This is a genomic window from Streptomyces roseolilacinus (genome assembly GCF_014649335.1).
Classification (GTDB): Bacteria; Actinomycetota; Actinomycetes; order Streptomycetales; family Streptomycetaceae; genus Streptomyces; species Streptomyces roseolilacinus.
Genome location: NZ_BMSV01000008.1, coordinates 218,185 through 235,202, shown reverse-complemented (window position 1 = coordinate 235,202; position 17,018 = coordinate 218,185). Strand labels below are relative to the sequence as shown.

The 17,018-nt window shown below is 75.0% G+C and carries 9 protein-coding genes; 4 read left to right on the top strand and 5 right to left on the bottom strand.

What is annotated here, in order from left to right; translation table 11 throughout:
* Positions 1–99: 99 nt before the first annotated feature.
* Positions 100–2,484 (top strand): Tex family protein, encoded by a 2,385-nt coding sequence (locus IE106_RS20830; protein ID WP_189536285.1) that lies wholly within the window; start codon positions 100–102, stop codon positions 2,482–2,484.
* A 143-nt stretch (positions 2,485–2,627) separates the two neighbouring features.
* Positions 2,628–2,828 carry a hypothetical protein gene (locus IE106_RS20825; protein WP_189536283.1) on the top strand — a complete coding sequence of 67 codons (201 nt, stop codon included), beginning with the start codon at positions 2,628–2,630 and terminating at the stop codon, positions 2,826–2,828.
* Positions 2,829–2,861: 33 nt separating this feature from the next.
* Here the strand turns inward: IE106_RS20825 and IE106_RS20820 are convergent, their stop codons facing one another.
* The 3 genes from IE106_RS20820 to IE106_RS20810 all read right to left on the bottom strand — a co-directional run bounded on the left by IE106_RS20820 (position 2,862) and on the right by IE106_RS20810 (position 8,225).
* The gene (locus IE106_RS20820) at positions 2,862–4,499 is read right to left on the bottom strand and encodes an ABC-F family ATP-binding cassette domain-containing protein (protein WP_189536281.1); all 1,638 of its coding nucleotides are present in this window, start codon (positions 4,497–4,499) and stop codon (positions 2,862–2,864) included.
* 397 nt (positions 4,500–4,896) lie between these two features.
* On the bottom strand, positions 4,897–6,195 hold the full coding sequence (locus IE106_RS20815; RefSeq protein ID WP_189536279.1) for a M14 family metallopeptidase: 1,299 nt from the start codon (positions 6,193–6,195) through the stop codon (positions 4,897–4,899).
* On the bottom strand, positions 6,192–8,225 hold the full coding sequence (locus IE106_RS20810; protein WP_373295969.1) for a Xaa-Pro dipeptidyl-peptidase: 2,034 nt from the start codon (positions 8,223–8,225) through the stop codon (positions 6,192–6,194). Before IE106_RS20810 ends, IE106_RS20815 begins: the two co-directional genes overlap by 4 nt.
* A 201-nt stretch (positions 8,226–8,426) precedes the next feature.
* On the opposite strand from IE106_RS20810, the gene IE106_RS20805 reads away from it, so the two are divergent.
* A complete protein-coding gene (locus IE106_RS20805; RefSeq protein WP_189536277.1) occupies positions 8,427–9,998 on the top strand; it encodes a M1 family metallopeptidase in 1,572 nt (523 codons plus the stop codon).
* A 517-nt stretch (positions 9,999–10,515) separates the two neighbouring features.
* Here the strand turns inward: IE106_RS20805 and IE106_RS20800 are convergent.
* Positions 10,516–12,684, bottom strand: a complete 2,169-nt coding sequence (locus IE106_RS20800; RefSeq protein WP_189536275.1) for a TerD family protein — start codon at positions 12,682–12,684, stop codon at positions 10,516–10,518.
* 198 nt (positions 12,685–12,882) lie between these two features.
* On the opposite strand from IE106_RS20800, the gene IE106_RS20795 reads away from it, so the two are divergent.
* A complete protein-coding gene (locus IE106_RS20795; protein WP_189536273.1) occupies positions 12,883–13,932 on the top strand; it encodes a LacI family DNA-binding transcriptional regulator in 1,050 nt (349 codons plus the stop codon).
* Between the two features lie 96 nt (positions 13,933–14,028).
* Here the strand turns inward: IE106_RS20795 and IE106_RS20790 are convergent, their stop codons facing one another.
* Positions 14,029–16,797 carry a glycosyl hydrolase gene (locus tag IE106_RS20790; protein WP_189536270.1) on the bottom strand — a complete coding sequence of 923 codons (2,769 nt, stop codon included), beginning with the start codon at positions 16,795–16,797 and terminating at the stop codon, positions 14,029–14,031.
* Positions 16,798–17,018: the final 221 nt, after the last annotated feature.

Genomic DNA, 17,018 nt, shown 5'->3' with positions numbered 1-17,018 from the left:
CCCCGCGGACCGACGTGCCGGGAATGCGACACATCCGGCCCCGGGCAGGCAGAATGCGAGCGCAATCTGGAAGCACCGGAAGGCGGGTCGGGACACACCGTGACGACGTCCATCGAAGGCAGGATCGCCGAGGAACTCGGCGTACGGGAGCGGCAGGTCAAGGCGGCCGTGGAGCTGCTGGACGGCGGCTCGACCGTGCCGTTCATCGCGCGCTACCGCAAGGAAGCGACCGGGATGCTCGACGACGCGCAGCTGCGCACCCTGGAGGAGCGGCTGCGCTACCTGCGGGAACTGGAGGACCGGCGCGCCGCGATCCTCGGTTCCGTGCGTGAGCAGGGCAAGCTGACCGAGGAGCTCCAGGCGCGCATCCGGGAGGCCGACACCAAGGCCCGCCTGGAGGACATCTACCTGCCGTTCAAGCCGAAGCGGCGCACCAAGGCGCAGATCGCCCGGGAGGCCGGGCTCGAACCGCTGGCGGACGGGCTGCTCGCGGACCCGTCGGTGGACCCGGTGGCGGCCGCCGCCGCGTTCGTCGACGCGGACCGGGGCGTCGCCGACCCGGCGGCCGCGCTGGAGGGCGCGCGGGCGATCCTCACCGAGCGGTTCTCGGAGGACGCCGACCTGATCGGCGAGCTGCGCGAGCGGATGTGGACGCGCGGCCGGCTGGTGGCGAAGGTCCGCGCGGGCAAGGAGGAGGCGGGCGCCAAGTTCGCCGACTACTTCGACTTCGCGGAGCCGTTCACCCGGCTGCCCTCGCACCGCGTGCTGGCGATGCTGCGCGGCGAGAAGGAGGACGTGCTGGAGCTGGTCCTGGAGCCGGAGGAGCCGACCGAGGGCCCCTCCACGTACGAGGGGACGATCGCCCGGCGGTTCGGGATCGCCGACCGCGGCCGGCCGGCCGACCGGTGGCTCGCGGACACGGTCCGCTGGGCGTGGCGCACCCGCGTCCTGGTGCACCTCGGCATCGACCTGCGGCTGCGGCTGCGCACGGCCGCCGAGGACGAGGCCGTGCGGGTGTTCGCCGCGAACCTGCGGGACCTGCTGCTGGCCGCGCCCGCCGGGACCCGGGCGACCCTGGGCCTCGACCCCGGCTACCGCACGGGCGTCAAGGTCGCTGTCGTCGACGCGACCGGCAAGGTCGTCGCGACGGACACGATCCACCCGCACGTGCCGCAGAACAAGTGGGACGCGTCGCTGGCGACGCTGGCGCGGCTGGCGAAGGAGCACGCCGTGGAGCTCGTCGCCGTCGGCAACGGCACGGCGTCGCGCGAGACGGACAGGCTCGCCGCGGACCTCATCGCCCGCCACCCCGAGCTGGGGCTGACGAAGGTGATGGTGTCGGAGGCGGGCGCGTCGGTGTACTCGGCGTCGGCGTTCGCCTCGCAGGAGCTGCCCGGGCTCGACGTGTCGCTGCGCGGCGCGGTGTCGATCGCGCGGCGGCTGCAGGACCCGCTCGCGGAGCTGGTGAAGATCGACCCGAAGTCGATCGGGGTCGGCCAGTACCAGCACGACCTGTCCGAGGTGAAGCTGTCCCGGTCGCTGGACGCGGTCGTCGAGGACTGCGTGAACGGTGTCGGCGTCGACGTCAACACGGCCTCCGCGCCGCTCCTCTCCCGGGTGTCGGGCATCGGCGCCGGACTGGCCGAGAACATCGTGGCCCACCGGGACGCCAACGGGCCGTTCCGGTCGCGGAAGGCGCTGAAGGACGTGCCGCGCCTCGGCCCGAAGGCGTACGAGCAGTGCGCGGGCTTCCTGCGGATCCGCGGCGGCGACGACCCGCTCGACGCGTCGGCGGTGCACCCGGAGGCGTACCCGGTGGTGCGGCGGATGGTGAAGGCGACCGGCGGCGAGGTCGCGGCGCTGATCGGCGACACGGGCGTGCTGCGGTCGCTGCGCCCGGACGACTTCGTCGACGAGACCTTCGGCCTGCCGACCGTCACGGACATCCTGCGGGAGCTGGAGAAGCCGGGCCGCGACCCGCGTCCGGCGTTCCGCACGGCCACCTTCAAGGAGGGCGTCGAGAAGATCGGCGACCTGGCGGCGGGGATGGTGCTGGAGGGGGTCGTCACCAACGTGGCGGCGTTCGGCGCGTTCGTGGACGTCGGCGTTCACCAGGACGGCCTGGTGCACGTGTCCGCCCTGTCGCGGACCTTCGTGAAGGACCCGCGCGAGGTGGTGAAGCCGGGTGACGTGGTGAAGGTGAAGGTCCTCGACGTCGACGTGCCGCGCAAGCGGATCTCGCTGACGCTGCGCCTGGACGACGAGGCGGCGGCCGGCCGGCCCTCCGGCGGCGGACGGCCGCAGCGCGAGCGCGGGGCCGGCCGCCCGCCGCAGCAGCGCCAGGGCGGGGGCGGCCAGGAGCGGCGCGGTGGCCGCGGCGGCGACCGGCAGGCGCCGCCGCCCGCCAACGGCGCGATGGCGGACGCCCTGCGCAAGGCGGGGCTGCTGGACGGCGGCTCCGGCGGGGGGCGGGGCCGCCGCTGAGCCCGGCCGGCGGCCGCACCGGGGCGGGTGGGGGTCTCCCCGCCCGCCCCGGGCGCGTTCCGGGCGCCGACGTGCGGACGCGGGCGGGCCGTGTGAGTCTGACCGGGTCACCAGACCGTCCGGCGACGGAGACGGAGAGGGTCATGAACCAGATCGGCGACAAGCCCGAAGAGGTCCGCAGGCACCACGAGGAGACGCGGCGCACGGCCGGCGGGAAGAAGCGCGAGGACCGGGCCGAGCGGGCCGAGGGCGCCCCGGAGGAGGACCGCTCCCGCGGTGCCGCGCCCGACGACGAGGCGTACAGCACGTTCGACGCGTACGAGGAGCCGGAGGACCGCCCGTAGGTCCGGCGGGGCCGCCCGCGCGGGGCGGCCCAGTCAGCTCTCCGTGGCCTTGCCGTCGGCGACCTCGACGCGGCGGGTGACGTGGACGGCGTCGAGCATGCGCCGGTCGTGGGTGACGAGGAGCAGCGTCCCGGTGTACGCGTCGAGGGCGGACTCCAGCTGCTCGATCGCCGGCAGGTCCAGGTGGTTGGTCGGCTCGTCCAGGACGAGCAGGTTCACGCCGCGGCCCTGGAGGAGGGCGAGGGCGGCCCGGGTCCGCTCGCCCGGCGAGAGCGTCGTCGCGGGGCGCAGGACGTGGGCGGCCTTGAGGCCGAACTTGGCGAGGAGCGTCCGCACCTCCGCCGGCTCGGTGTCGGGGACGGCGGCGCAGAAGGCGTCCAGCAGCGTCTCCTCGCCGTGGAACAACCGCCGCGCCTGGTCGACCTCGCCGACGACGACGCCGGAGCCCAGCGCCGCGTGGCCGGCGTCCAGCGGGAGGCGGCCGAGGAGCGCGGCGAGGAGGGTGGACTTGCCCGCGCCGTTGGCGCCGGTGACGGCGATCCGGTCGGCCCAGTCGACCTGGAGGGTCACGGGGCCGAAGGTGAAGTCGCCGCGCCGGACCTCGGCGTCGCGCAGCGTCGCCACGACGGCGCCCGAGCGGGGCGCGGCGGCGATCTCCATGCGCAGCTCCCACTCCTTGCGGGGCTCCTCGACGGTGTCCAGCCGCTCGATCATCCGCTGGGTCTGGCGCGCCTTGGCGGCCTGCTTCTCACTGGCCTCGCTGCGGAACTTGCGGCCGATCTTGTCGTTGTCGCCGGCCTTGCGGCGGGCGTTCTTGACGCCCTTGTCCATCCAGGAGCGCTGCATCCGGGCGCGGCCCTCCAGGGCGGCCCTCTTGTCGGCGTACTCCTCGTAGTCCTCGCGGGCGTGCCGGCGGGCCGTCTCGCGTTCCTCCAGGTACGCGTCGTAACCGCCGCCGTAGAGGGCCGTCCGGTGCTGGGCGAGGTCGAGTTCGAGGACCTTGGTGGCGGTGCGGGCGAGGAACTCGCGGTCGTGGCTGATGACGACGGTCCCGGCGCGCAGGCCCCGGACGAAGGCCTCCAACCGCTCCAGCCCGTCCAGGTCGAGGTCGTTGGTCGGCTCGTCGAGGAGGAAGACGTCGTAGCGGGAGAGGAGCAGCGAGGCGAGTCCGGCGCGGGCGGCCTGGCCGCCGGAGAGGGCGGTCATCCGCTGGTCGAGGCCCACCGTGAGGCCGAGCGACGCGGCGGTCTCCTCGGCCCGGTCGTCGAGGTCGGCCCCGCCGAGCGCGAGCCAGCGCTCCAGGGCGGTGGCGTACGCGTCGTCGGCGCCGGGCGCCCCGTCGACGAGGTCCTGGGTCGCCGCGTCCATCGCCGCCTGCGCCCCGGTGACGCCCGTGCGGCGGGCGAGGAAGTCCCGCACGGTCTCCCCGGGCCGCCGCTCGGGCTCCTGCGGGAGGTGGCCGACGGTGGCGGTGCGCGGCGAGAGGTGGACCTCGCCGTCCTCGGCGGCGTCCAGGCCGGCGAGGACGCGGAGCAGCGTCGACTTGCCGGCGCCGTTGACCCCGACGAGGCCGATGACGTCGCCGGGGGCGACGACGAGGTCGAGACCGGAGAAGAGGGAGCGCTCGGCGTGTCCGGCGGCGAGGTTCTTGGCGACGAGGGTGGCAGTCATCAGGGGACCGATCCTAGGACAGCCCCGGCGCGGTCCGCGGCCCGCCGCCCGCACCGGGCCGCCGCGAGCGGGGCGGTGCGGGCGGCGGGCTCCTTCCGCGGGCGGTGGTGTGTGCGGCGGCGGGGCGTGCCGGGCGGTGGGGGTCTCCCGGCCCGGGGCGTACCGGGCGGCGGGGGCCCGATCGGGGTAGGGCCCCCGCCGGGGAGGGGGGCGGGTGGCGCCGTCGGGCCGTGCAGGCGCGCGACCGCCCGCCGCGCGCGTGCGGCCCCGGCCGGGACGGCGGGACCGGCTCAGGCCGGGCCGGCCGGGGCACGGCCGGTGCCGGTGGGTGCCGGGCCGGCCGGGCGCGGCGGTGGCCGTGTGTCGCGGCGGTGGCCGTGTGTCGCGGAGGTGCCGCTCAGCAGTGCCGTACGGGCTCCCCGGCCGTGAGGTGGTACGCGGCGCGGGCGTCGAGGAGGAGGGGGACCAGGGCGCGCAGGGACTGGCGCAGGGGGACGAAGGCGCCGGAGCCGTCGCGGAGGGCGCGGACGCCGTGCAGGGCCAGTTCGTCGCCCCACTCGGCGTACTGGGCGGGGTCCAGGCGGTAGCCGCAGGGCGGGTCCTGGAGGATCTCGGCGGGTTCGGCGGGGTCGTTGTCGGCGCCTCCCAGCAGGACCGGGCCCCGGTCGGCGTGTCCGGCGGCCCGGGCCTCCGCGGTGGCCGCCGTGATCCGCGCGCGCCGTTCGGCGACGTGGGCGAACGCGCCGTCGAGCGCGGCGAGCTGGGTGTCCACGCGGCGCCGGTTGTTGCGGGCGGGGTCGTCGCGGTCGGCGGCCGTGAGGGGTTCCTCGCGGGTCTCGACGAGGAGGCCGACCGCGTGCTTGACGCCGGTGGTGTTGCGCAGGATGCGCTCCTGCCCGTCGCCGGCGACCTGGCGGACCGGTTCGCCGGTGACGGGGTCGGTCCAGACGCCGTAGAGGCCGCTGGTGAAGCCCGCGCGCTCGGCGGCGGGGCGGACGTACGCCTCGGAGAGGGTGCGCGCCTCGTGGTGGACGCCGGGGCGGGTGTTGAGGTTGCGGGGCCACAGGGCGAGGAGGTCCTTCACGTAGTACGGCGGTGCGGCGCTGTACTCGTGCAGGTCGAGGACGACGTGCGGGCGGTGGTCGCGCAGGACGCGGGCCACGGCGCGGGCCTCCGCGGTGCGCAGGGCGACGTGGTCGCGGTTGACGTCGACGTCGTCGGCGTTGTGGCGGGTGTTCGCGGCCCGGCCGTCCGGGTTGGCGGTGGGGATGACGAGGACGGTGGTGCGGGAGAGGAAGCGGAGGGTGCGTGCGTCCCGTGCGTACGCCAGGTCCCGGAGGGTGGTGAGGCACGCCTCCCGGCCTGACGGCTCGTCACCGTGCTGGCCGCACACGAGGAGGACGGTGGTGGCCGCGGCGGGGCCCGCGCCGACGCGGACGAGCCGGAGGGGGCGGCCCTGGCGGGTGGTGCCGAGGGTGGTCGTGGTCGTCCGGTCGCTGCCCCGGTCGACGGCGGCGAGGAAGCGCTGTTCCTCGTCGGGACCGGTCCAGCGGGCGCCGCCGCTGGACTCGAAACCGGTACGGGGCGGCTGCGGGCCGGCCGCAGCGGCCTGCGCCGGACCGGCGGGCAGGGTCAGCGCGGCGGCGCAGGCGGCCAGGGCGGCCGACGCGGCCAGGGCACGGAGGCGGAGGTTCATCGGGCGGCTCCCGGGATCGGCGGCTGGGCGCGCGGCGGACGCGGGGCGTCCACTCCGGCGAGGGGGGCGGGGCTCGCGGGGGCGTCGGCCCGCGGGCGCGGGAAGGTGGCCAGGGCGTACGCCAGGGGGCCGCCGACGACCGGGACGCGGGCGTGGGTGCGGGCCAGGTCGAGGGTGAGCGTCGGGGTGGCGGGCGGGGCCTCGACGAGGTCCTCGTCGGTGCCCGCGATGATCAGGGCGAGTCGGTGCCCGGCCGGGACGACGTGGTCGGCCGCGTGCAGGCCGAGGGTGATCGTGTGCGGTTCGCCGGGGGTGAGCGGGCGGCCCCGGCGCGGGTCGGCCCAGGTGCCCAGGTCGGCCCAGCCGCGGCTGACGACGGTGAGGCCGACGTCCGCCGTCCGGGCCTCGGTCTCCTTGAAGCAGGCGCTGTCGCCTGCGGTGCTCGCGCCCCAGCAGGTGCGCTCGGTGAGGGTGGTGATGCCTTCGCCGGGCGCCGCGTAGTCGCGGATCACGGCGGGGCCCAGGTCGACGAGGACGGCCGTCAGATGGGCGCTGGTGGTGGTCGGGGTGGCGGTGACGGTCACCGTGGCGGAGCCGGCCAGCCGCAGGTCGCGGGCGAGCGGGCGGGTGGCGAACCCGGCCTTGGCCGGGGTCGGGGAGTCGATCCGCGCGGCCCAGTCGAGTTCGCCGAGCGACGGGTCGTCGGTGAACGTCTCGGTGGCGCCCGCGGGGGCGAGCAGCAGCCCGAGCGTGCCGACTCCGGGTGCGGGTCCGGGAGTGGGGCGCAGGGTGGCCGTCGCGGTGCCCGCCGGGGGCCAGGTGCGGTCGGTGGTCCACTGGTCGGGGGCGCGTTCGATGGTGGCCATGGGCTCCCGTTCGACGCCGTTGTCGTATCCGAGGAGATAGTGGTCGAACCAGCGGTGCAGGGTGCGGACCCACGCGGCGCGGCGCAGGTCGAAGGGGTCGACGTGCCCCGCCCGGGAGAGCCAGATCCTCCGTTCGACGCCGTGCTCGGCGAGCGCCCGCCACCACCGGCCGAGGTGGCCGGTGCGGACGTTGAGGTCCTGCAGGCCGTGGACGGCGAGGACGCTGGCCCGGACGCGGGAGGCGTCGGGCACGTGGTCGCGCGCGTCCCACAGCGGGGTCAGGTCGCCGGAGCGGGGGGCGCCCTCCACGAGGGCCCGCTGCACGGCCTGGCAGCGGGCGCGGGCCTCCGGGCTGCCGACGTGGTGGGACAGCCGGTCGGGGCCGGAGCCGTGGAGGGGGGCGCCCTGGCTGAAGTAGTAGTCGTACCAGGAGGAGATCGCGCCGATCGGCACGATCGTCTTCAGGCCCTCCACGCCGGTCGCGGCGACGCCGTTGGCGACCGTGCCGTCCCAGCTCTTGCCGATCATGCCGGTGGCGCCGGTCGACCAGTGTGCGCGGGCGGGGGTGGTGCCGGTGCGGGTGGTGTAGGCGGGGGCGCGGCCGTTCAGCCAGTCGACGACGGCCTTCGCGGACCGGACGTCGGAGGGGCCGCCGACGTCGACGCAGCCGTCGGAGCGGTTGGTCCCGGCCAGGTCGACGGCGACGAAGGCGTAGCCGCGCGGCACGAAGTAGTTGTCGTAGAAGAGGGGGAACCCGACGGGGCCGCCGTTCGCGTCGTAGGTCTTCCTCTGGCTCTCGTTGCCGCGTCCGCAGCAGGAGTAGTACGGGCTGGCCTCCATGATGACCGGGACCCTGCGGCCGTCCCGGTCGGCCTCGCGCGGCCGGACGACGTCGGCGGCCACCCGGTCGGCCCTGCCGTCGCCGTCGCCGTCGAGGCCGGTGTCCACCCAGACGGACTCGCGGATCGCGTTGTCGTACGCGTAGACGGGCCGGGACGTCCCGGGGCGGGGGGATCCGGCGCCGTGGGCGCCGGCCGCGGGGACGAGGGCGGACATCAGGGCGGCCGCGGCCGCCACCACCAGGGCCCTGCTCGGCAGGGGGGTCGCCCCTGCCCGGGCGGAGCCGGGAGCGTGGGAGGGGGTTCTCCGCATGCGTATCGGCATGGGCGGACGGTACTGCCGTCAACCGCGGCGCAGAAGAGGACGATTGCGGGGCAAGAGCGGCAGAGGGGGCGTGGCGGTTCCGGAGGGGCCATGTCGGCCGGATGGCGATCGTGTGACAGTGCGCGTCGTGGACATGACTGCGGCGGCCGAGCTGAATAGCGTTCAGACCGTCCGATCTTCCGACGACTTGGAGAGACACACGTGCACCGCAGACTGATCGTCCCGGGCGCGATCGCGGCCTCCCTGCTGCTGGCGATCCCGGCATCGGCCGCCGACTTCGAGCCGGGCGCGCCGGGTATCGGCGATCCCTACTACCCGGCCAGCGGCAACGGCGGCTACGACGTCACCCACTACGACCTGCGGCTGAAGTACCAGCCGTCGACGGACCTGCTGGAGGGGACGGCCACGATCCTCGCCACCCCGACGCAGAACCTGTCCCGCTTCAACCTGGACCTCGGCCTGAAGGCGCTGGAGGTGCGGGTGAACGGCCGGAAGGCCGCGTTCAGGGCGACGGGCACCCAGGAACTGGAGATCACTCCGGCGGCGCCGCTGCCGAAGAACCGACCGGTTTCGGTCGTCGTGCGGTACTCGGGCAAGCCGTCCGAGGTGAAGATCGACGGGTGGACGGCGTGGCACCGCACCCCGGACGGCGGGGTCGCCGCGCAGCAGCCCGAGGCGGCCGCCTGGTGGTTCCCCTCCAACGACCACCCGCTCGACAAGGCGACCTTCGACGTCTCCGTCTCCGTCCCGGACGGCACGCAGGCGATCAGCAACGGCGTGCTGCAGTCGCAGAGCTCGCGGCTCGGCTGGACCCGCTACAACTGGCGCTCCGACAAGCCGCAGGCGACGTACCTGGCGACGCTGGCGGTCGGCAGGTTCGACCTCACCACCGACACGACCGCGAACGGGCTGCCCGTCCTCAACGCCTACAGCAAGGACCTCGGGGCGAACGCGGGCGCGGCGCGCGCGAGCGTCGAGCGGACCGTCGAGGTCGCGGAGTGGCTGGAGGAGGTCTTCGGGCCGTACCCGTTCAACGCGCTCGGCGGGTACGTGCCGAACGTGCGCAGCGGGTACGCGCTGGAGACGCAGACGCGGCCGTTCTACAGCCCGCGTCAGTTCGCGGCCGGCTCCAACGTGTCGGTGGTCGTCCACGAGCTGGCCCACCAGTGGTACGGCGACAGCGTGTCCGTGGAGGGCTGGAAGGACATCTGGATCAACGAGGGCTTCGCCCGGTACAGCCAGTGGCTGTGGTCCGAGCGCGAGGGCGAGGGCACGACGCAGGAGCTGGCGGACTGGGTGTACGCCTCGCACCCGGACGACGACCCGTTCTGGACGGTCAAGCCGGGTGACCCGGGCCCGGACAACCAGTTCCACCTGGCCGTCTACGACCGGGGGGCGCTGGCGCTCCAGGCCCTGCGCAACGAGCTGGGCGACGAGGACTTCTTCCGCGTCCTGAAGGGCTGGCCGACGGAGCGGGCGTACGGCAACGCGAAGGTGGCGGACTTCGTCGCGTACGTGGAGCGGGTCTCCGGCAAGCGGCTGGGCGGCCTGTTCGACACCTGGCTGTACCAGCCGTCGAAGCCGCAGACCCCGCCCACCCCGTCCGCCCCGTCCGCCGCGGCGGCCCGCACGGCGACGGCGGTGCCGGTGAGCCCGCCGAAGTCCTGGTCCAAGATCGCCGCGACGAACACGATCCACGACCACGGCGACCACGGCGACCACGGCGACCACAGTGACGGTCACGGTCACGAGGACGGCCACGGCCACGACTGAGTCCGGTCCGGCCGGTCCCGGGAGGCCGCCTTCCTCGCTGCCGGGGGAAGGCGGCCTCGCCACAGGGACGGCAGGGAAGGACGTGGCCGAGGCCGCCTCCGCCGAAGTCCGCGGGGGTCCCGGACCCGGCTCCTTCTTCCGGCTCGGCCGTGAAGGTCGTACGGGAGGGGCGGGCGGGAGTCCCGTCACCCTGGAGCCGGCCGGGTGCGCCGCCCGTCCGTCCCGGCACCGGCTCCGCGCTCGGGGTGCCGGCCGGGTGGGGGCGCAGGGCGGTCACCGCATCCAGCCGGGTCCCGCCCTCGGCGGGGACGGTGGCCGCCATCCGCCGGACCGGGCCTGGACCCGCCGTACCGGCCCGGAGCGCCCGGTCCGGCCGACGCCGGGGAACGACGACGCCGGGGTGCCCCATCGGGCACCCCGGCGTGATGTCGGCGGCGAGGAAAGCGGAGGAACTGGATTCATGAGAGGAGTGGAGAAGGAAGCCCCTCCATGGCCTCGCCGCGCCCCACGCTAGCAGTCAGCCCGGGATCAGCGCGCGCAGGTTTTCCGGGGTGATCACCAGCGACTCCGGGTGCAGTCCGTCCGGGCGCTCCAGGCCGACGTACGTGACGGGGCCGTCCGGGACCGTGCCGTCCCACAGCGTGGTGGCCGTGGCGCGGTCGGCCATCAGGTCGGTGAGGTACCGGACCGTGAGGTGCTCGCGCTCGACGATGCCGCGCACCAGCGTGGCGACCGACAGCTGGTTCTCCTCGACCCGGTTGGCGGCCGGGGCGCCCCTCAGGTACAGGTGGAGCCACTTGGCGTGCCAGCGGCCGTCGTCCCCGCGCAGGAACACGAGCGGCAGGGCGACCCGGCCCGGCCCCCGCAGCTCCGACTTCATGCGTACCGTGCGCGCCTCGAAGGGGCGGCCCTTCTGCCCCGCCTCGCGCAGCATGAAGCCGAAGAACGACTCCTCGGCCTCGTCGAAGCCCTCCCCCGAGTAGATGTGGACCTGCGGGACGATGAAGGCCCCGCGCACGGCGCCCAGGCGCAGGTCGATGAATTCCGAGGCCCCGTGGGGGGCCTCCGTGACGTCACCGGAGTGCACACCCTCGAACTGCTTCAGGGCGGTGTACGACAGCCAGCAGTCGGTCTCGTAGCCGGCGTCGAGCATCAGCGCCGACAGGTCGTAGTCGGTGCGTCGGCGCTGCTGCTTCCAGTGGACGAAGAAGCGCAGCAGTTCGCCCTGGACGGGCGTGAGGGAGCCCCGGGGCAACACGCCGAAGCCACCGGTCGTCGCCCTGCCGCTGAGCGGGAGCGCCACGTCCAGGACGTCCGGGTCGATCAGCAGGTGCCCGGGGTCGGGAAGGCGGCGGCGGGTCTCCCCGTCCAGCGCGGCGATCAGGCGCGCGACGTCGGACGGCGGCACGGGCGCGCGGGTGTCGGCCACGACCCGGGCGCGTCCGCCCCGGTTGACGAAGACGCGGCTGCCGCCGGTGTTCCCGGCGCGGTGGTGCAGGTGCTCGCGGACCGACAGCAGGACCCGGCCGGAGACCTCCGGCAGGACCCGCTCGGCGGCGGCCACGACGGCGTCACGGGCGTCCTGGGTGCGGCACACGCGCAGCAGGCGGTCCAGGGAGCGCAGCAGCATGCCGGGGGCGGCCGTCAGGAGCCGCGCCGCGCCGGTCACGTCGTCCGCGCCGAGCAGTTCCTCGACGCGGCTCTCCAGGGTTCGGGCCTCCTTGTCGCCCCGGGCGACGGCGAACACGTCGGCGGCGTGCGGCCAGCGCGGGTACTCGTGCGGGTGGAGGCGCTCGCCGAGGCGCTTGAACGGCTCGCGGTGCGCGAGGACGTCGGCGAGTTTGGCGGGGGCGGCCGCGACCACCGCGTCGAGCCCGGCGAGCAGGGCGCGGCGCACCGGCCGGGACAGCGCCCGGAAGCGGGTCGGTTCCGTCAGGGTCACGTCGCCGCCGGAGAGGGCGCAGGCCAGACGCAGGACGTCGGTGACGGTGTCCAGCACGGGCTCGTGGCCCGCCATGAGCCGGGCGGCGTTGACGACGGCGCGGTTCTCGCGGACCGGCACCGCCTCCGGCTGCGGGCCGGCGGCGCAGTGCTCCGCGAGGGCGTACAGGTCGCGCAGGCCCTCGTCGCCCAGCGGCGTGGTGCTGCCGGCGAGGGCCGGGTACAGGGCGGCCACCTCGTCCTCGGCGGGGCCGCCCGGGTGCAGTACGGTCACCCGGTCGCCCGCCGCGGCGAGCAGCTCGTCGTGGGCGGCGAGCAGTTCGGCGTACGTGTGCTGCGGTCTGCCGTACGACGGGAGGGACAGCAGGTCCACCACACCGGCGCGCAGCCGGGCGAGCACGCCCGGACGCGAGGCGCCGTCGTCGAGGGCCTCGCGCACGCACCGCGCCCAGAAGTCGGGCGTGTCGGGGACGTTGGCGGGGAAGTCGCGGAAGTACGCGTTGTGCTCGACGTGGTCGCCGACCATCGCCCGGACGCAGTCGAGCGTCGGTGTGGCCGTGGCGACGACCGTCTCCTCGGACAGCTCCGACAGCCGCTCCAGCAGCTCCTTCGACAGCTTGAAGCCCGCGGACATCAGCGCCGCGTCGAACTGCCGCGCCACGACCTCACCGCGCCCTCGCGGTCCGGACGGGACGGGCAGTCGGTGGGTGTGCCGGACGACCAGGGATGCGAGAGGGTGAACCATCCGCGCATCGTCCCAAAGGGGCGTGCGGTGAGGCATCCGGGTTTTCGCACACGAGTGCGTGGTCGGAGTCCCTAGCTCCGTGCCGCCTCCGTGCCCGCGGGAGGCTCCGGACGCCGGGGTGAGAGCGCTCTCAGCACGGCCGGGACCGGATATTCTGACCGGTGTACGCCTTGCCGCAGCCGCCCTGAGGAGTCCGCCTTGCCCGATCCGAGCCCGGGGGCCCGTCCCACGCTCGAAGCCGTCGCGGCCCGCGCCGGCGTGTCCCGGGCGACGGTGTCGCGCGTCGTGAACGGCGGGGCGGGGGTGCGCCGGCCACTGGTGGAGCGGGTGCGCCGGGCCGTCGAGGAGCTGGGCTACATCCCGAACCACGCGGCCCGGACCCTGGTGACCCGGCGCAACGGCGCCGTCGCGGTGATCATCGCGGAACCGGAGTTCCGCGTCTTCTCCGACCCCTTCTTCGAGCAGCAGGTGCGCGGCATCAGCCGCGAGCTGACCGCGCACGACTCGCAGCTGGTGCTGCTGTGGGTGGAGGGCGCCGGCGACTACGAGCGGATCGCCCGCTACCTGGGCGGCGGCCACGTCGACGGGGCCCTGGCGTTCTCGGTGCACGACGACGACGAGCTGCCGTCGATCGTCCGCCGCGTGCAGGTGCCCACCGTGTTCGGCGGCCGCCCCGGCTGGCCGGGGGCGACCGGCGAGCTGGCCGTGCCGTACGTGGACGCCGACAACCGCGGCGGCGCCCGGGAGGCCGTGCGGTACCTGCTCGCCCAGGGCCGCGGCCGGATCGCGCACATCGCGGGGCCGCGCGACCAGACCTCGGCGACGGACCGGCTGGCCGGCTACCGGGACGTCCTGCTGGACGCCGACCCGGACCTGGTGGCGCAGGGCGACTTCACGGAGGAGAGCGGCGCCCGGGCCATGGCCGAACTGCTGGAGCGGCGGCCGGGCCTGGACGCGGTGTTCGCGGGCAACGACCTGATGGCTTCCGGCGCCCTGCGCGTGCTGCGCGAGCGCGGACTGCGGGTGCCCGAGGACGTGGCGCTGGTCGGCTTCGACGACATGGCGTCGGTCGCCGAGGCGACGGACCCGCCGCTGACGACGGTCCGGCAGGACATCGAGGGCATGGGCCGGCTGATGGTGCGGCTGCTGATGCGCGCCCTGCACCAGGACGGCGGCCCCGGGGCGCCGGACGCCGCCCCAGGGTCGGTGATCACGCCGACGGAGCTGGTCCGCCGGGCGTCCGCGTGAGCCCGGCGCGCGGACCCCGGACGGGGCCCGCGCGCCGGACGGGGTCCACGCGCGGACGGGGCCCGCGCGTGAGCGGGATCCACGCGCGGGCGGGGTTCACGCGTACGGGATGACCAGGACCGAGCGGTCCGTGCCCGTCTGGAGGCGGGCCGTGCCGTTGCCGATGGCGTGCCACACCTCCAGGCGGACCGTGCCGCCCCGGAGGTCGCCGAGCGTGCCGGTGGCCGCCTTCAGGCCGCGCGCCTGGGTGTACTCCTCCCAGCCCGTCACCGGGTCCGTCGCGAAGTACTGGTACGTCTCCGTGCGGTCGAACGTCCCGTCGCCCGTCAGGTCGTAGCTGACCCGCGCCTGCTGGCCGAGGGCGACATTGGTGCCCGCGTCGACCTGGAGGCGGAACGCCGTGGCCGCGCCCGGCCGGAGGGTGCCGTGGACGCCCTTCGCCTCGTAGACGAGCGGCAGGTGCGGGGTTCCGTCGTGGTTGCCGCCGGAGGCCGAGGCGATCGTGTCGGCGCCGGCCGTGCCGTCGGTCGCGGTGGTCAGCGCGCCGCCGGTGCGCAGCTGGAACGTGTTCCCGGTGGAGGGTCCGGGCTGGCCCGGGTCCGTGCCGCCGGTCCCGGTGCCGGTGGCGGTGGAGCGGGCCGGGACGGTGAGCTTCGCGCCGTCGGAGAAGGTGACGGTGCGGGCGGTGGAGCCGTGGTTGTGCGCCGCGTACGTCCGTACCGTGCCCTTGGTGAAGACCGCCGACGTCGGCAGGTCGCCCGTCACGGACGGGTCGGGCGCGCCGAGGGTGTCCAGGGTGGTCAGCCAGTGGTACGTGTGCGCCTTCGACTCGCCCTGCTCCGGGGTGTACGCGGCGTGGCCCGCGTCCCAGCGGGACTTGGCGGCCGCCGGGTCGGCGAGCGACTGGAACTCCCACAGGACGTCGCGCCACTCGACGGCCGGGCCGCCGTTCTCGCGCTCCATCTCGGCGATGTTGCGGCGGATCGCGTCCTTGCGGGCGGCCAGGTGCAGGGAGCCGCCGGTCACCGGCAGGACGTTGATGCCGTGGATCTCCTCGGGGTTGGCGGTCCACCAGGTGGAGTACGCGCCGCCGCTCCCCCACACCATGCCGACCGTGTCGTGGCCGAAGGAGGCGGGGAAGACCTGCTGGTCGGCGTCGAACCAGTACTGGCTGATCGCCTCGGACTCGGTGGTGAGGAGGTAGACGCCGAGGTCGCGCAGGGAGGTGTCGCCCGTCGCGGCGCCCCACAGGACGAGGCCGGCGCTGAGGTTGGTGGACTCCGAGGACGACTCCTGGTTGTTGCCCGCGGCGAAGCCCTGGTGGCCGGAGGCCCAGCTGTGCCCGGCGTACACGTCGAAGCCGCGCAGGAAGGGGAAGGCGGAGTCGGTGCGGCTGGGGTTGGCGGCGTCCCGGACGAGGGTCTTCACCATGCCGCCCCACGCCGAGTCGGCGGCCCAGGCCGGGTCGTACTGGGCGACGACGGCCGCCGCGTACACGTAGTACGAGTAGTGGAAGTGGTGGTCGTTGAGCTCGCTGTCGCTGCCGTACGAGGCGGGGTAGCCGGTCAGGGTCCGCCAGGTGCGGTCGTAGCTGAACTCGGAGGCGCCGCCCGCGGTGAACCACTCCTGGAGGCGGCCCTTCAGCAGTCCGAGGAGGCGGTCGCGGACGCCGGTCTCGCCGATCTGCTCGGCGACCGGGACGAGCTGGGCGAGCCGGCCGAGGGCCTTGCCGGTCCAGTACGTGTCGGTGGCGCCGGAGAACGGGTCGGGGGCGCCCACGACCTCGTTCAGGTAGCCGCGCAGCCGGGCCGCGTCGGTGCCGGACGCCTTGGGGAGGGCGGGCAGGACGGAGGCGGCGCGCTGGCTGGTGGTGAAGGTGCGGGACTCGCGGACCTTCATGGTGCCGCGCGGGGAGACGTACGTGTACGCGGTGAGCGGGTCCGCGGTGTGCAGCCACTGGTGGCGGTAGAGCGCCTGGAGGGTGCCCGTCTCGGTGCCCTCCTGCGGCTGGGTGGTGAGCGCGTAGGTGGCCCGGACGGTGCCGCCGCTCGTGCTCCAGCTCGCCTGGGAGCCGGTGACGAAGCTGTACGCGTACTTCCTGAACGTGGCCAGCGCCCCGGTGGAGGGCAGCACGGCGAGCGAGAAGTAGTCCTTGCCGGCCAGGCCCGCGGTGAGGGTCGAGCCGGAGACCGTCCAGTCCGCGCCGGTCGGCGCGAACAGCGCGTAGTGGTGGCCGGCGACGGTGATGCCGAGGACGTTGCCCTGGTCGGCGAAGACGGTCGGCGCGGAGGCGGTGGTGACGCGGGCGTCGCCGCCGGTGCCCTTGGCGTACACGAAGGGCAGGCCGTGGCCGATGGTGGTGCGCAGGGTGCGGGCGCCGTCGGACCAGTAGGGGGTGACGGTCCAGTCGGACCAGGCGTCGGCCTTGGTGTCGGGCGCGTTGAGGCCGGTCAGGCCGAGGGTGAGGTCGCGTTTGTGGGCGAACTCGTACTGCCGGCCGTCCCCGACGACGGCCGGGGTGGTCGGGTAGCCGACGTCGAGGCCGGCGGCGGTGGCCTGGTAGGTCAGCGGGTGGCCGTACATGGGGGTGGAGTACGGGTTGCCGCCGTAGCGCTGGAAGGCGAGGGACGACCACCAGTCGTTGGTGGGGACCGGTCTGCCCTGGGCGGCCGGGGTGACCTTGGGCGTGACGGGGGTGCCGGTGTCGGTGGTCGGTCCGGTGGTGCCGGGCGGGCGGGTGTCGGAGTGGCTGCCGGCGCCGACCGGGACGGTGGCGGCCGCCGCGGGGGCGGCGGCCGGGCCCGTGAGGCCGACGGCGGCCAGGGCCGCGGCCAGGGCGACGACGCCTGAGCGGGGGGTTCTCATGGGGGTCACCTCAGTGGTGAGGGTGGCGGAAAGCATTCGAGAGCGCTCTCAGATGCCTGGAACGTAAAACTCCTGAAACATGGCTGTCAATACAAGCGACACGGCGGGGAGTTGGGGGCGGCCCACGGCCGTTATCCGTTCGAGCCTTGACGCGACACGGCCCGCCGGGGCACGCTCCCCCCACATTTGTGAGAGCGCTCTCAACGAATGGTCACCGCTCG

Coding starts and splice junctions, on each gene's coding strand:
- IE106_RS20825 (WP_189536283.1), top strand. CDS start 2,628: ATGAACCAGATCGGCGACAAGCCCGAAGAGGTCCGCAGGCACCACGAG.
- IE106_RS20820 (WP_189536281.1), bottom strand. CDS start 4,499: ATGACTGCCACCCTCGTCGCCAAGAACCTCGCCGCCGGACACGCCGAG.
- IE106_RS20815 (WP_189536279.1), bottom strand. CDS start 6,195: ATGAACCTCCGCCTCCGTGCCCTGGCCGCGTCGGCCGCCCTGGCCGCC.
- IE106_RS20810 (WP_373295969.1), bottom strand. CDS start 8,225: ATGCCGATACGCATGCGGAGAACCCCCTCCCACGCTCCCGGCTCCGCC.
- IE106_RS20800 (WP_189536275.1), bottom strand. CDS start 12,684: ATGGTTCACCCTCTCGCATCCCTGGTCGTCCGGCACACCCACCGACTG.
- IE106_RS20790 (WP_189536270.1), bottom strand. CDS start 16,797: ATGAGAACCCCCCGCTCAGGCGTCGTCGCCCTGGCCGCGGCCCTGGCC.